Origin of the sequence: Serinicoccus sp. CNJ-927, from assembly GCF_001942435.1 — a bacterium.
In the GTDB taxonomy this organism is placed as follows: Bacteria; Actinomycetota; Actinomycetes; order Actinomycetales; family Dermatophilaceae; genus Ornithinicoccus; species Ornithinicoccus marinus.
Genome location: NZ_MKKF01000002.1, coordinates 44284 through 57456, shown reverse-complemented (window position 1 = coordinate 57456; position 13173 = coordinate 44284). Strand labels below are relative to the sequence as shown.

Annotated in this window: 11 protein-coding genes and 2 pseudogenes; 5 read left to right on the top strand and 8 right to left on the bottom strand. The window is 74.6% G+C overall.

All coding sequences use genetic code 11. From position 1 onward, the window contains the following. Positions 1-17: 17 nt before the first annotated feature. The 4 genes from BJF86_RS00810 to BJF86_RS00795 form a co-directional block, all read right to left on the bottom strand. Positions 18-572, bottom strand: coding sequence for an NADH-quinone oxidoreductase subunit B (locus BJF86_RS00810; RefSeq protein WP_075814472.1), 555 nt, complete (start codon positions 570-572; stop codon positions 18-20). Between the two features lie 34 nt (positions 573-606). After that, positions 607-924 carry an NADH-quinone oxidoreductase subunit A gene (gene ndhC, locus BJF86_RS00805; RefSeq protein ID WP_237768026.1) on the bottom strand — a complete coding sequence of 106 codons (318 nt, stop codon included), beginning with the start codon at positions 922-924 and terminating at the stop codon, positions 607-609. A 134-nt stretch (positions 925-1058) separates the two neighbouring features. Then, positions 1059-2354, bottom strand: coding sequence for a geranylgeranyl reductase family protein (locus tag BJF86_RS00800; protein WP_022925193.1), 1296 nt, complete (start codon positions 2352-2354; stop codon positions 1059-1061). Positions 2355-2477: 123 nt separating this feature from the next. Continuing rightward, on the bottom strand, positions 2478-3182 hold the full coding sequence (locus BJF86_RS00795) for a demethylmenaquinone methyltransferase (protein WP_075816581.1): 705 nt from the start codon (positions 3180-3182) through the stop codon (positions 2478-2480). 38 nt (positions 3183-3220) lie between these two features. On the opposite strand from BJF86_RS00795, the gene BJF86_RS00790 reads away from it, so the two are divergent. Next, positions 3221-4555 carry an isochorismate synthase MenF gene (locus BJF86_RS00790; RefSeq protein WP_237768017.1) on the top strand — a complete coding sequence of 445 codons (1335 nt, stop codon included), beginning with the start codon at positions 3221-3223 and terminating at the stop codon, positions 4553-4555. Between the two features lie 138 nt (positions 4556-4693). Here the strand turns inward: BJF86_RS00790 and BJF86_RS18480 are convergent. Further along, a pseudogene (locus BJF86_RS18480) lies at positions 4694-5014 on the bottom strand (GNAT family N-acetyltransferase); the annotation flags it as partial. 50 nt (positions 5015-5064) lie between these two features. Further along, complete coding sequence (locus BJF86_RS00780; protein ID WP_075816579.1) at positions 5065-6276, bottom strand: MFS transporter; 1212 nt, start codon at positions 6274-6276, stop codon at positions 5065-5067. A 49-nt stretch (positions 6277-6325) separates the two neighbouring features. Between BJF86_RS00780 and BJF86_RS18475 the strand changes: the two are divergent. After that, positions 6326-7498 (top strand): annotated as a pseudogene (locus BJF86_RS18475) (GNAT family N-acetyltransferase); the annotation flags it as partial. 182 nt (positions 7499-7680) lie between these two features. Here BJF86_RS18475 and BJF86_RS00770 read toward each other — a convergent pair. Beyond that, complete coding sequence (locus tag BJF86_RS00770; protein ID WP_075816577.1) at positions 7681-8310, bottom strand: MerR family transcriptional regulator; 630 nt, start codon at positions 8308-8310, stop codon at positions 7681-7683. Between the two features lie 81 nt (positions 8311-8391). Here BJF86_RS00770 and BJF86_RS00765 point away from each other — a divergent pair, with 81 nt between their 5' ends. After that, entirely contained in the window at positions 8392-8895 is a 504-nt protein-coding gene (locus tag BJF86_RS00765; RefSeq protein WP_075814482.1) for a DUF4188 domain-containing protein, read from the top strand. Between the two features lie 21 nt (positions 8896-8916). Here the strand turns inward: BJF86_RS00765 and menD are convergent, their stop codons facing one another. After that, a complete protein-coding gene (menD, locus tag BJF86_RS00760) occupies positions 8917-10632 on the bottom strand; it encodes a 2-succinyl-5-enolpyruvyl-6-hydroxy-3-cyclohexene-1-carboxylic-acid synthase (RefSeq protein WP_075816576.1) in 1716 nt (571 codons plus the stop codon). A 78-nt stretch (positions 10633-10710) separates the two neighbouring features. Here menD and BJF86_RS00755 point away from each other — a divergent pair, with 78 nt between their 5' ends. Both BJF86_RS00755 and BJF86_RS18470 read left to right on the top strand, forming a co-directional pair. Further along, a complete protein-coding gene (locus BJF86_RS00755; RefSeq protein ID WP_075816575.1) occupies positions 10711-12210 on the top strand; it encodes a gluconokinase in 1500 nt (499 codons plus the stop codon). Continuing rightward, the gene (locus BJF86_RS18470; protein WP_143553616.1) at positions 12203-12958 is read left to right on the top strand and encodes a hypothetical protein; all 756 of its coding nucleotides are present in this window, start codon (positions 12203-12205) and stop codon (positions 12956-12958) included. Before BJF86_RS00755 ends, BJF86_RS18470 begins: the two co-directional genes overlap by 8 nt. The last annotated feature ends 215 nt before the right edge of the window (positions 12959-13173 follow it).

Below are 13173 nucleotides of genomic sequence, written 5' to 3'. Positions count from 1 at the left end.
CGTGGTGTCGTCCGCGCTCACGCGAGCAGCCCCTTCATCTCGGAGGTCGGCATCGCCTTCATGGCAGCCGCCTCGGCCGCGCGGGCCGCGGCCTCGCGGTCGACGGAGAACTTGAACTCACGGATCTGCTTCTGCAGCTCCAGGATGGCGTTGAGCAGCATCTCGGGCCGGGGCGGACACCCGGGGAGGTAGACGTCGACCGGCACGATGTGGTCCACGCCCTGCACGATCGCGTAGTTGTTGAACATGCCGCCCGAGCTGGCGCAGACGCCCATCGAGATGACCCACTTGGGGTTGGGCATCTGGTCGTAGACCTGGCGCACGACCGGCGCCATCTTCTGCGACACGCGCCCGGCGACGATCATCAGGTCAGCCTGGCGCGGGGTCGCCGCGAAGCGCTCCATCCCGAACCGGGCGATGTCGTAGTCGGGGGTGCCGACGGCCATCATCTCGATGGCGCAGCAGGCCAGCCCGAAGGTCGCCGGCCACACGGAGTACTGCCGCAGCTGGCCGGCCAGTCCTTCGACCGTCGTCAGCATGATCCCACCGGGGATCTTGTCCTCGAGACCCATCGTCAGCTCACCACACTCTCGGAGTTGTGCACGTTCAGTCCCATTCCAGCCCGCCCCTGCTCCACTCGTAGACGAAGGGCACCGAGACGACGACGAGGAAGAGCAGCATCGCCAGCACGGAGAACAGCCCGACCTGGTCGAAGGCCACGGCGAAGGGGTAGAGGAAGAGCACCTCGACGTCGAAGACGATGAAGAGCATCGCCGTGAGGTAGTACTTGACCGGCACGCGCCCGCCCTCGTGCGCCTGCGGCGTCGGCTGGATCCCGCACTCGTAGGCCTCGGCCTTGGCGCGGTTGTAGGTCACCCGGCCCAGCAGCCCCCCGCCGAAGACCGACCCGAAGGCGAAGAGCAGGCCGAAGAAGAGGAAGAAGATGATGGGCAGATAGGTGGTAGTCCATGTCTTGCCTCAGCACTCCTTTCGGGACAGGCCCAGCGCTGGGCTCACCGGGGTCGCGCGCATACTTATCCTAAGGTCAACACAGCGTCTCATGCCGCCGGAGTCATCCTGCTCAGGGCGTTGATGACGCGGTCGTCGAGCCCGCCGCCGCGCTCCTGCGGCAGGTTGGCCATGATCTTGAGCAGCAACCGCATGAGCGAGCGGCGCGGCAGGCCGTACTTCACCGCGAGCCGCATGATCTCGGGCTTGCCGATGAGCGTGGCGAAGCCGCGGCCGAGGGTGTAGTAGCCGCCGAGGGCGTCCTTCATGGCCGCGGTGTAGCTGTGGAGCACGGCCTCCCGCTCCCCCGGCGTGGCCCGCGCCAGCGCCGCGCTGATGACCTCGGCGGCGTGCCGTCCGGCCTCCATCGCCTCGGCGATCCCCTCGCCGTTGAACGGGTTGACCATGCCGCCGGCGTCACCGACGAGCAGCAGCCCCCGGTCGTAGAGCGGCTGCCGGTTGAAGCACATCGGCAGCGCGGCACCCCGGATCGGGGCCTGGCGGGTCTCCTCGGAGAAACCCCAGCCCTCCGGCATCGTCTCCACCCACCGCCGCATGACGTCGCGGTAGTCGAAGGTGCCGAAGGCCTCCGAGGTGTCGAGGATCCCGAGGCCGACGTTGGCGGTGCCGTCGCCCAGCGGGAAGATCCAGCCGTAGCCGGGCATGAGCTCGTCCCGCTCCCCGCGCGCGTCCTTCGTCCACAGCTCCAGCCAGGACTCGAGGTAGGCGTCGTCGTGCCGCGGGGTCTCGTAGTAGGCCCGCACCGCGACCCCCATCGGCCGGTCGTCGCGCTTGGGACGGTCCATCCCGAGCGAGAGCCGGCTGGAGTTGCCGTCGGCGGCCACGACGACCTGGGCCCGGAACTCACGGCGCTCCCCCGTGGCCCGCCCGTCCGGACCCATGACCTTGGCCTGCACGCCGCAGATGTGACCGCGCCCGTCGAGGACCGGCGTCTGGACGTTGATGCCCTCGAGGAGCCGCGCCCCGCGCGCCGCGGCGTGGCGGGCCAGGGTCTCGTCCAGGTCCTGCCGGGTCCGCACCAGCCCGAAGGGCGGGAAGGTCGCGTTGCCGGGCCAGTCGAGCTCCAGGCGCATCCCGCCGCCGATGATCCGCAGACCCCGGGTGCGGTGCCAGCCGTCGGCCTCGTCGATGGGGACGCCGAGGTGGATCAGCTCGCGGACGGCGCGCGGGGTGAGCCCGTCGCCGCAGATCTTGTCGCGCGGGAAGGTGGACTTCTCCAGCAGCAGGACGTCGAGGCCGTGGGACGCGAGGTAGGCGGCGGTGCTCGAGCCTCCCGGCCCGGCGCCGACGACGATGACGTCGGCTGTCTCGACCTGCTCACTCACTGTTGGCGCCTCGCTTGTGACAACGTTCACGAACTCTGGGAAGTCTAGGCTCCTGCCGGCCGCCGGATCGGCGCAGGGACGCCTCAGACCAAATACGTCAGGACGACGCGGGCTAATGGGCGATCAGTCGACGGGGGCGACCGCGTGGTGCAGCGCGACGACACCGGCGCTGAGGTTGCGCCACCGCACCTGCTCCCACCCGGCCGCGCGGACCTGCTGCGCCAGCGCGCGCTGGTCGGGCCAGGCGCGGATCGACTCGGCGAGGTAGACGTAGCTCTCCGGGTTGGAGCTGACGCGGCGGGCCACGCGGGGCAGGGCCCGCATGAGGTAGTTGTTGTAGACGGTGGAGAAGACCGGCACGACCGGCCGGCTGAACTCGCAGACCACGAGCCGGCCGCCCGGGCGGACCACCCGGAGGAACTCGCGCAGGGCCGCCTCGACGTCCGCGACGTTGCGCAGCCCGAAGCTCATCGTCACCACGTCGAAGGAGTCGTCGGCGAAGGGCAGCCGCATCGCGTCCGCCGCCGTGAACGGCAGGTCCGGCCGCCGGCGGTAGCCCTCGGTGAGCATGCCGAGGGAGAAGTCCGCGGGGACCACCTGGACACCGCGGTCGGCATACGGCTCGCTGGAGGTGCCGGTGCCAGCGGCGATGTCGAGGACCCGGTCCCCCGGCGCCGCGTCGACCGCCTTGACGACCGCGTGCCGCCACAGGTGGTCCATGCCTCCGCTCAGCACGGTGTTGGTGACGTCGTAGCGCCGGGCCACGCCGTCGAACATCCGGGCCACCTCGTGCGGCTGCTTGTCGAGGTCGGCGCGCGTCGGGCTCATGCGGGCCATCCTCCCATCACGTCTTACAGTGGTCGGCTGTGGCTGTGACCCGCACCCTGCCCCGCCTGCGCGCCCGCACCCTCGCGGTCGACGCCCCGGGCGACCTGCTGACCCGGGTGCCCGACGAGGTCGACCCGCGCGAGGTCGCGGCGTGGCTGCGCGAGGGCGACGGCCTGGTCGGGTGGGGCCGGGTGGCCGGGGTGAGCGCCACCGGCCCGGACCGGTTCCGCGAGGCCGAGACGTGGTGGACGCAGGTGCGCGCCGCGGCCGAGGTCGAGGACGAGGTCCGGCTGCCGGGCACCGGTCTCGTGACCTTCGGCTCCTTCACCTTCGCCGCCGACTCCCGGGACGAGAGCGTCCTCACGATCCCCCGGGTCGTCATCGGGCGCCGGGACGGCCTGGCCTGGGTCACCCAGGTGGTCGCCGAGGACGAGCCGTGGCCGGTCGAGCACCCCGCGGAGCTGCTGGGGCGCGTCAATGAGGACATCGAGGTGGCCGACCCGCTGGTCGAGTCCGACGGCTCCGTGGGCGCCGAGGACTGGCCGGGCGTCGTGGCGGCCGCGGTGCGCCGGATCGACCTGGGTGAGGTCGACAAGGTGGTGCTGGCCCGGGACGTGACGGTGCGGCACCGCGAGGGTCGGGTGGTGCGGGTCGCCCCGGTGCTCGAGCGGCTGGAGAAGCGGTATGCCGCCACCTGGACTTTCGCCGTCTCGGGGCTGGTGGGGGCCACCCCGGAGATGCTGGTCCGGCTGCAGGGCGGCAAGGTCCGCTCGCGGGTCCTGGCCGGCACGATCCGACGGCCCAACGGCATCCCCGCTCCCGACACCGACGTGCCCGGCACCGGCGACCCCGCGCACCCGGTCGACCCTCGGCTGCGGCTCGTCAGCAGCACCAAGGACCTGGACGAGCACGACTACGCCGTGCGGTCGGTGGCCGAGGCCCTGGCGCCCCACTGCAGCGACCTCGTCGTCCCGGAGGCGCCCTACGTGCTGGAGCTGCCGGACGTCTACCACCTCGCCAGCGACCTCATCGGCACCATGCACAGCGAGGCCACCTCGCTGCGGCTGGCCGCGGCGCTGCACCCCTCGGCGGCGGTCTGCGGCACCCCCACCGAGGCGGCGGCGCGGGTGATCGGCGAGCTGGAGGGCATGGACCGCGGCCGGTATGCCGGCCCGGTCGGCTGGATGGACGGCTCCGGCGACGGCGACTGGGGCATCGCGCTGCGCTGCGGCGAGCTGGCCGACGACCGGCACTCGATGCGCATCTTCGCCGGCGGCGGGATCGTCGCGGCCTCCGACCCGGCCGCCGAGCTGGCCGAGACCGAGGTCAAGCTCACCGCGATGCGGCACGCCCTGGGCCTCACCGACGCCTGAGCGGCACCACCGGGGCCGGGATCCAGTAGCGGCGCTGGGTATGCCGCCGCCGGGCGGGGTGCGCAGGTCCGCGAGGACTCCGCCGCAGCGCTCGATGGCTCGCGCGGAGCCGACGTTGTCGTCGTCGCAGGTCACCAGCACGTCCCCCACGCCGAGGCCGCGCAGCCGCTCGACCGACTGGCGCAGGATCTCGGTGGCGTGACCGCGGCGGCGGAAGGGCGGGGCGACGGCATACCCCACGTGGCCGCCGACCTCGCGCAGGAAGGGCGTGAGCTCGTGCCGGATCGACACCCGACCCACCGGTATGCCCTCGGCCTCGGCCACGAGGAAGTCCGCGCGCACCCGGCCCGGGGGCAGGTCGGACCCGTCGGCCTCGCGCCGCACCTGCGCCAGGATCTCCTCCCAGCTCCCCTCGGCGAGCAGCAGGTCGAAGCCCTCGACGGCGAGCTGCTCGTGCATGCGGCGCAGCGCGGTCTCGTCGGCCGCGGTGGGCGGGCGCAGGGTGAGCATCAGCCCAGGGTGGCGGGCGCGCGCCCGGGACGGCCAGCCGTTTTCTCCCGCATCACCGGGGACAGCACGAGGAGCAGCCCGAGGAAGCCCACGACGAGGAAGAGCGCGCGGTCCAGGCCGATGGCCTCGGCGAGCACGCCGATCGTCGGGGCGCCGAAGAGGAAGGCGCCGTAGGCGATGGTCGACACCGACGTGATGGCCCGGTTGCCCCGCCCGGGCACCTCGCCGGCGGCGGAGATCGCGGCCGGGAAGATCGTGGCCACGCCGAGCCCCCACATCAGCCCGCCGACCAGCGCCAGCGTGAGCGAGGAGGTCAGGGTGACGAGCAGGATGGCCGCGGCCGCCAGCACCGCCCCGGTGCGCACCACGGTGGCGCGCCCGAAGCGGTCGATGGCCGGCCCGCCGGCGAGCCGCCCGATCGTCATCGTCAGGTTGAAGGCGGTGAGGGTCAGCGCACCGAAGGCGGCGGGCGCCCCGTGCACGTCCACGAGCAGCAGCGCCAGCCAGTCGTTGGCCGACCCCTCGGCCAGGGCACCGGCGAGGCAGATGAGCCCGATGAGCACCTCGGTCGCGGTCAGCCCGCGCCGTGCCGGCTCGGGGGCAGCCCCGGACGCTGCGGCGCCGTCGGGCACCGGCTCCGGATCCAGCACCTCCGGCGCCTCGGGCACGAAGCGGCTCGCCCCCCAGACCCCGGCGACCGCCGCCACCGCGGCGAGCACCGGCAGCTGGCCGAGCCCGATCCCCCACCACGCCGCGAGCGCGCCCGACCCGGCGCCGAGCACCGCACCCCCGGAGAAGGCGGCGTGGAAGTAGGGCATGAGCGAGCGGTGGCGCGACTGCTCGACATGGGTGCCCTGGATGTTCATGGCGACGTCCCAGACGCCGATGTTCATGCCGGTGAGCACAAGGATGCCGAGCAGCACCGGCACCGAGGGCGCGAGCGCCACCAACCCCCACCCCAGGCACCCGAGCAGCACGGTGACGAGCACCACCCGGCGGGACCCGAAGCGGTCCACCGCCCGGCCGGTGAAGGGCATCGCGAGCAACGAGCCCAGGCCCATCCCCATGAGCACCAGACCCAGCTGTGCCTTGTCGGCACCGAGGTGGTCGCGCACGGCGGGGACCCGGGAGAGGGCCTGGCCCATGACATACCCCGAGCTCGCGAAGACCACGAGCACCGCGAGCACCGACCCGCGCACGTCCCGCTCCACGCGGTCCTCCTCCTCAGTCCCACGAAAATCCCCTGACGGACCAGCGTAGATGGTCCAGACTGACCCCGTGCCACCCGAGACCGATGCCGCCTTCACCTTCACCGACCTGACCACCGACGACCTGGCCCGCGTGCGGGACCTGGTCGAGACGGTGTGGTTCAGCGTCACCCCCGGCAAGACGCTGGAGGACCTCGACGACGAGGTGGACCTCAGCCACGCGCGCGGCGTGGTGCGGACCGGTGGACCGTTGCCCGGCGAGGGCGACGAGGGCGGGGCCGCGCCGCTCATGGCGTTCTACAGCGCCTTCGACATGGGGCTCACCGCCCCCGGACCGGGCGACGCCCTGACCAGGGTCCCGATGGACGGTCTGACCTTCGTCAGCGTGCACCCCGACGCCCGCCGCCGCGGCGTGCTGCGGGCGATGATGACCGACCACCTGCACCGGGTCCACGAGCGCGGCGAGTGCGCGATCGCGGGGCTGCACGCGTCGGAGACCGCGATCTACGGCCGCTTCGGCTACGGCTGCGCCTCGGTCGAGGCCAAGCTGACGCTGGGGCGTGGCACCGAGCTGAGGGCGCCGGCCCCGCTCGCGGCCGAGGCGGACGGGGTGTCGACCCACGTCGTGACCGTGGACTCCGAGGCCGCGCTCGCCGTGCTGCACGAGGCGCACCTCGCCTGCGCCGGCGTCACGCTCGGCGCGGTCACCCGGCCCGAGGCCCTGGCGCAGCGATGGTTCGCCTTCCGCGACCACCCGCAGGCGCGGGGCAGCAAGGAGCCCCAGCGGCTGCTCGTCGCGCGGCGGGACGGACAGGTCAGCGGGTATGCCGTCTTCCGCCGGGAGAGCAAGTGGGAGGACGGCAAGCCGGCGGGCGAGGTCGCCGTGGGCGAGCTGGGTGCCACCGACGACGCCACCCTGCTCGCGCTGGCCCGACGCCTGGTGGACCTCGACCTCACGGCGAGGACGACCTTCTGGTCCCGGCCGACCGACGACCCGGTCGCGTGGTGGACGGGCGGGCCGCGCGGCGCTGACGTGCAGCTCTTCGACGCGCTGTGGATCCGGCTGGTCGACCTGCCCCGCGCGCTGACCGAGCGTGGCTACGCCGACGGCTCGCCGCTGGACCTCGTGCTCGAGGTGACCGACGACGTCTGCCCGTGGAACGCCGGGCGGTGGCGGCTGCGGATCGAGGCTGACGGGCGGGCCGAGGTGAGCGCGAGCGACGCCGACCCGGACGCGAGACGCCGGTGGCGGCGCTGGGCGCGGCATACCTCGGCGGGCGGACGCTGCTCTCCCAGGCGGCCACCCTCGGGGTCACCGAGCGGACGCCGGGCGCGCTGCGCAGGCTGTCGCGCGCCCTGCGGGCCGACCGCGAGCCGGTGCCGGCGATCGGCTTCTGACCCGGCCTGCTACCGCGAGCGGTCGGTGACGACCGCCGTGTGCTGCTGCGCGAGCAGCCGCAGCGCCGAGAGCACGGCGTCGACGAGCACCGTGCCGACGACGACCTGCCGGACGGCCGCCTGCGGCTCGTCGGGGACGGAGGCGACGTCGACCCTGGCCACCCCCTCGACCGCGTCCGCATAGGCGTCCATGCGCTCCTCGTCCAGTCCGATCCCGGCGTCCTCGCAGGCCCGCCAGGCGCGCTCCAGCGGGGCGACGGCGGGGTCCTCCCCCGACACCCGCCAGCCCCGCCGCTCCAACCAGCGCCGGGCCCGCCCTGGCTCGACCTGCCCGGGGCCCTCGTCGTCGCCCAGCGCCGGACCTCCGCCGAGCAGCGCCTGCTGGGCGGCCGCGAGCACACCCAGCCGCGCGACGTCGGGACGGTCGATGACCTCGAGCACCCTGCCGACGGTGGCGAGGTCCAGGCCACCGACCTCCACCAGGGCACGCACCAGCCGCACCCGGTCGACGTGCGAGTCGTCGTAGTCGGCCTGCGTCCGGGACCGGGAGACGCCCGCGTGCAGCACCCCCTCGCGCAGGTAGAACTTCAGCGTCGGCACGCTCACGCCGGTCGCCGCTGCCACCTCGGAGATCCGCACGGTGCTCCTCGCTTGCTCTGGATAGTCAAACTATCTATATTGGTGAGTGGAACTATCCAAGACTACGGCAGGGGACCACGGATGAGCACCAGCACCACCCACGCGCACGAGGACGCCCTCGTCGTCTTCAACATCGGCATGACGATCCGGGCCAAGCACCGGCCCGACCTCTGGCTCCCGGTCTTCCGGGCGATGCCGCGCATGCTGCGCGAGCTGCACGACAACCGTGCCCGGGCCGAGCGCGGGGAGGCGGACGACCTGGGCTTCCTCGGGCACGAGCTGCTCGTCGGTGGGAAGGGCCCGTGGGTGGTGCAGTACTGGCGCTCGACCGAGCAGCTCTACGCCTACGCCACCGACTCGACCCGCGAGCACCTGCCGGCCTGGCGCGCCTTCAACTCCGCGGCGCGGCGCCACCCGGGAGCGGTCGGCATCTGGCACGAGACCTTCGCCGTGCCGCGCGGCGGCGTCGAGACCGTCTACGCCGGCGGCGCGCACCTCGGGCTCGGGGCTGCGACGGGCATGGTCGCGATCGGCCGCCGCGGCCGGCACGCCCAGCAGCGGCTCGGCGGCGCGCTCAGCGCCTGACGCACCGTGCGCGCACAGGGGTCAACGCAGCGCGTCCCGCAGCCGGCGGTGGCCGGCCCGGTCGACCGGGACCTCGACCACCTGTATGCCCCGCGCCGGCTCCGCGAGCGCCGCCCGGAGGTCGTCGAGGGAGGCGGCGCGGAGGTGGTGCACGTGGTGCGCCGCGCACAGCGCGGCCAGGTCGGTGCCGTGCGGGGTGCCGAAGACCCGCTCGGTGACAGCGGCCCGCTCCGGGGTGTCGCTGCGCCCGGGCTCGCCGTACTCCAGCGTCGAGAAGATGCCGCCGCCGTCGTCGTTGACGACGACCAGGGTGAGGTCGGGGCGCGGCTCCCCCGGCCCGACGAGCAGCCCGCCCGCGTCGTGCAGGAAGGTGAGGTCGCCCAGCAGCGCGGTCGTCCGCGCGCCGGTGGCCAGCGCGGCGCCGACGGCCGTCGACACGGTGCCGTCGATCCCCGCGAGCCCGCGGTTGGCGACCACCTGCACCGGCGGCTGCCCGCCGTCGAGCACCAGCGCGAGGTCGCGCGGCGGGTTGGACGAGCCGAGCACGAGCAGGTCACCCGCCGCGAGCGAGGCGACGACGGCGGCCGCGACGCCCGGACCGGTGAGGTCTCCCCCTGCCACCGCGTCGGACACCCGGGGCCCGAGCGCCCTCCCGGCGCCCACCCAGGCGTCCACCCACGCACGAGCACCCGGCGCGGGCTTCGGCGGCACGGCCAGCACGCCCGGGCCGTGCACCCGGCTCACGACGTGCGAGGGATCGGTCCACGTCGCCCGGGCCGACACCTGCTCCACCTCGACCCCCGGCAGCCGCCCGAGGGCGCCGAGCTCGCGGAAGAGCGTCAGCCGCCCCACGGTGAGCACCCGGTCGGGCCGCAGCTCCGCCAGCTCGCCGCGGGCGACCCGGTCGGCCACGAGCACCCCGTGCGGCACGACACCGGGCCCGGTGGGCAGCACCCCGAACGGCTCGGCCAGCACCGGCCACCCGGCGGTGGCCGCCCAGCGCAGCGCGGCCCGGGTCTGCTCCGGGTCGGGCAGGTCGCCGAGCAGCACCACGGTGCGCTCCCTGCCCGCGACCGGGTCGGCCGCCGCCGGCGGCGGTGCGGCCACCACGGTCCACGGCGACCCGTCCGGCCTGCCCGGCGGCGCCTCCCCCGTGCTCTGGAGGTCCGGGGCGAGCGGGTCGCGGAAGGCCACGTCGAGGTGCACCGGTCCACCGTGAGCGCCACCGCCCTCAGCTCCGGTCCCGTGCCCCCGGGCGGCGGCCAGCGCGCGGCACACCGTCGTCCGCCAGTGCGCCGCCGCGGTCGCGCCGATGCTCTCCGGCGCGGGCAGGTCCGCCTCCCACGACACGGCACCCGCGAAGATCCCCGGCTGGACGGTCGTCTGGTTGGCGCCGGTGCCGCGCAGCTCGGCGGGGCGGTCGGCGGAGAGCACGACGAGCGGTATGCCGCTGTGGTGCGCCTCGAGGACGGCCGGGTGGAGGTTGGCGACCGCGGTCCCCGAGGTCGTGACGACCGGGACCGGCCGCCCGCTCCCCCGGGCCAGGCCCAGCGCCAGGAAGCCGGCGCTGCGCTCGTCGACCCGCACGTGCAGCCGCAGCCGGCCGGCCCGGTCGGCCTCGGCGAGCGCGTAGGCCAGCGGCGCGGACCGGGAACCGGGCGCCAGGACCGCCTCCCGCACCCCGCCGCGGACCAGCTCGTCGACGAGGACGGTGGCCAGGGCGGTCGAGGGGTGCACGCCCCGATGCTCCCACGGACCTCGCTGCGTCCTCGCCGATGCCTCGGATCGCCCCGATCCGGCCTAGAGTTGGCACTCATGGCCTCGAACTTCGACATCGAGCGCAAGGACGCCGAGCTGCCCCTGGTCCTCGCGGTCGACGTGGGCTCCACCGCCAGCCGGGGGATGATCTACGACGCGCAGGGCCGCCCGGTGGGCAAACGGGCCAAGGTCGCGCACTCCTTCACCGTGGCCGCCGACGGCACCTCCGAGATCGATCCCGACCAGGTCGTCCAGGAGGTCCGCGGGATCATCGAGGACCTGCTGGCCGCCCTCAAGGACGAGCAGGTCGCCGGGGTCGCGCTCGACACCTTCGCTTCCTCCCTGGTCGTCGTGGACGCCGACGGGGCAGCCCTGACCCCCTGCTTCACGTATGCCGACGGGCGGTGCGCGGCGCAGGTCGTCGAGCTGCGCGAGGAGCTCTCGGAGGAGAACCTGCAGCAGCGCACCGGCACCCGGGTGCACTCCAGCTATTGGCCTGCCCGACTGCGCTGGCTGCAGGCCGAGCGCCCCGAGGTGATGAAGCAGGCGGCCACCGTCCTGTCCCTCGGCGACTACGTCATGCTCCACCTCACCGGGACCCTCGCGACCGGCACCTCCACCGCCTCCTGGACCGGTCTGGTCGACCGGCACACGGCGCAGTGGTATCCCGAGCTCGTCGAGATCAGCGGCATCGACGCCGACCAGCTCCCGCCGATCCACCACCTGGACGAGCCGGTGGCGGTCGCGCCGGAGCACGCCGAGCGGATCGCGCAGGAGTGGCCGGCCCTGGCGCAGGCGCGGTGGTATGCCCCCATCACCGACGGCCTGGCCGCCAACGTCGGCCTCGGTGCGCACGACGAGACCGCGATCGGCGCCTCGTGCGCCACCTCCGGAGCGATCCGCGTCCTGGTGCGGGAGATGCCCGAGACCCTCCCGCCGGGGCTGTGGTGCTACCGCGTGTCGCACGACCGGTCGCTCATCGGCGGCGCGCTCAACGACGTGGGTCGTGCCCTCGCCTGGGCGGACGTCACCCTGGCCGTCGACGACGTCGGCCCGGAGGCGCTCTCCGAGGCGCTGCGTGCCGAGCCGCACGAGACGACGCCGCTGGTGCTGCCGTTCTTCACCGGCGAGCGGAGCACCGGCTGGGCCTCGGAGGCACGGGCGGTCATGGTGGGCGTCACCGCGGCCTCGGCGCCCGCCGAGGTCTACCGGGGTGTCGTCGAGGGGATCGCGCTGTCCTACGCCCGCATCGCCAAGCAGCTGCGCGAGGTCGCGCCGCAGCCGGAGAAGCTCTACGCCGGCGGCGGCGTCGCCGCGGACCGGCCCGAGCTCATGCAGATCATGGCCGACGCGATGCGGACGCCGGTGACGCCGGTGAAGATGAAGCGCTCGACGCTGCACGGCACCGCCCTGCTCGCGCTGGAGAGCCTGGCCCCGGACGTGCGCCGGGCCCGGCCGGAGCGCGGCGAGACCCTGGCCCCGGACTACGCCCGCCGGCCCTACTACAGCGAGCGATTCGGCCGCTTCCAGCTCGTCTACGAGGCGCTCTTTGACTGACCGGCCCGCCCGCTCCCTCGCCGACGACCTCCGGGACCGCACCGACGACGAGCTGGCCGCCCTGCTCCAGCGCCGTCCGGACCTCGCGCGACCCGCCCCGGCCGACGTCACCGCGCTCGCCGGGCGCGCCACCACCCGCACCAGCGTGCAGCGCGCGCTGGACGGGCTGGACCTCGCGCACCTGCAGGCGCTGGAGGCGCTGCTCGTGGCCCACCCGGCCGAGCCGGCCGACCTCGCCACCCTCCTCGCGACCGACGAGGACACCGCCGCGCGCCTGACGTCGGACCTGCGGGAGCTGGCCCTGGCGTGGCGCTCGCCGGAAGGCCTGCGGCCGGCCCGGACCCTGGGCGAGGTCGTCGGCGTCCCGGCGGGCCTCGGGCCGGTGGGCGAACGGGTCCCCGGGCCCGATCGGCTGAGCACGGCGCTGGCGGAGCTGGACCCGCGGCAGCGCAGCCTGCTCGACGCGCTGATCTGGGGCCCGGCCCGCGGCGCGGTGGCGATCGCCGCCCCGGACGCACCGCCTCGCCGGTCGCGGCCGCGGCCGCCGAGCTCGTCGCCGCCGGGCTGCTGGAGCGTGAGGACGAGGGCCACGTGGTGCTCCCCCGGGAGGTCGCGCTCGCCCTGCGCGGCGGGCGGCTGCACCAGCACCCGGCACCGCGCCCACCGGCCGTGGAGCACGCCGCTCTCGACCCCGACGTCGTCGACGCCGCCGCCGGGGGCAGGGCCGGCGAGCTCCTCGTCCTCGTGACGGAGGTCGTCGAGGAGTGGGGCACCCGCCCACCGCGGGTGCTGCGCTCCGGCGGCGTGGCCGTCCGCGACCTCTCCCGCCTCGCGGCCCACCTCGAGACCTCCCCGGAGGAGACGGCCTGGCTGCTCGAGACCGCGCACGCCGCCGGCCTGCTGGCCGTCGACGACGGCAGCCGCCGCCAGGACCAGCCTGCCCAGTGGGCGCCGACCCCGGCG

Coding starts and splice junctions, on each gene's coding strand:
- BJF86_RS00755 (WP_075816575.1), top strand. CDS start 10,711: ATGGCCTCGAACTTCGACATCGAGCGCAAGGACGCCGAGCTGCCCCTG.
- BJF86_RS00795 (WP_075816581.1), bottom strand. CDS start 3,182: ATGAGCCCGACGCGCGCCGACCTCGACAAGCAGCCGCACGAGGTGGCC.
- BJF86_RS00765 (WP_075814482.1), top strand. CDS start 8,392: ATGAGCACCAGCACCACCCACGCGCACGAGGACGCCCTCGTCGTCTTC.
- BJF86_RS00810 (WP_075814472.1), bottom strand. CDS start 572: ATGGGTCTCGAGGACAAGATCCCCGGTGGGATCATGCTGACGACGGTC.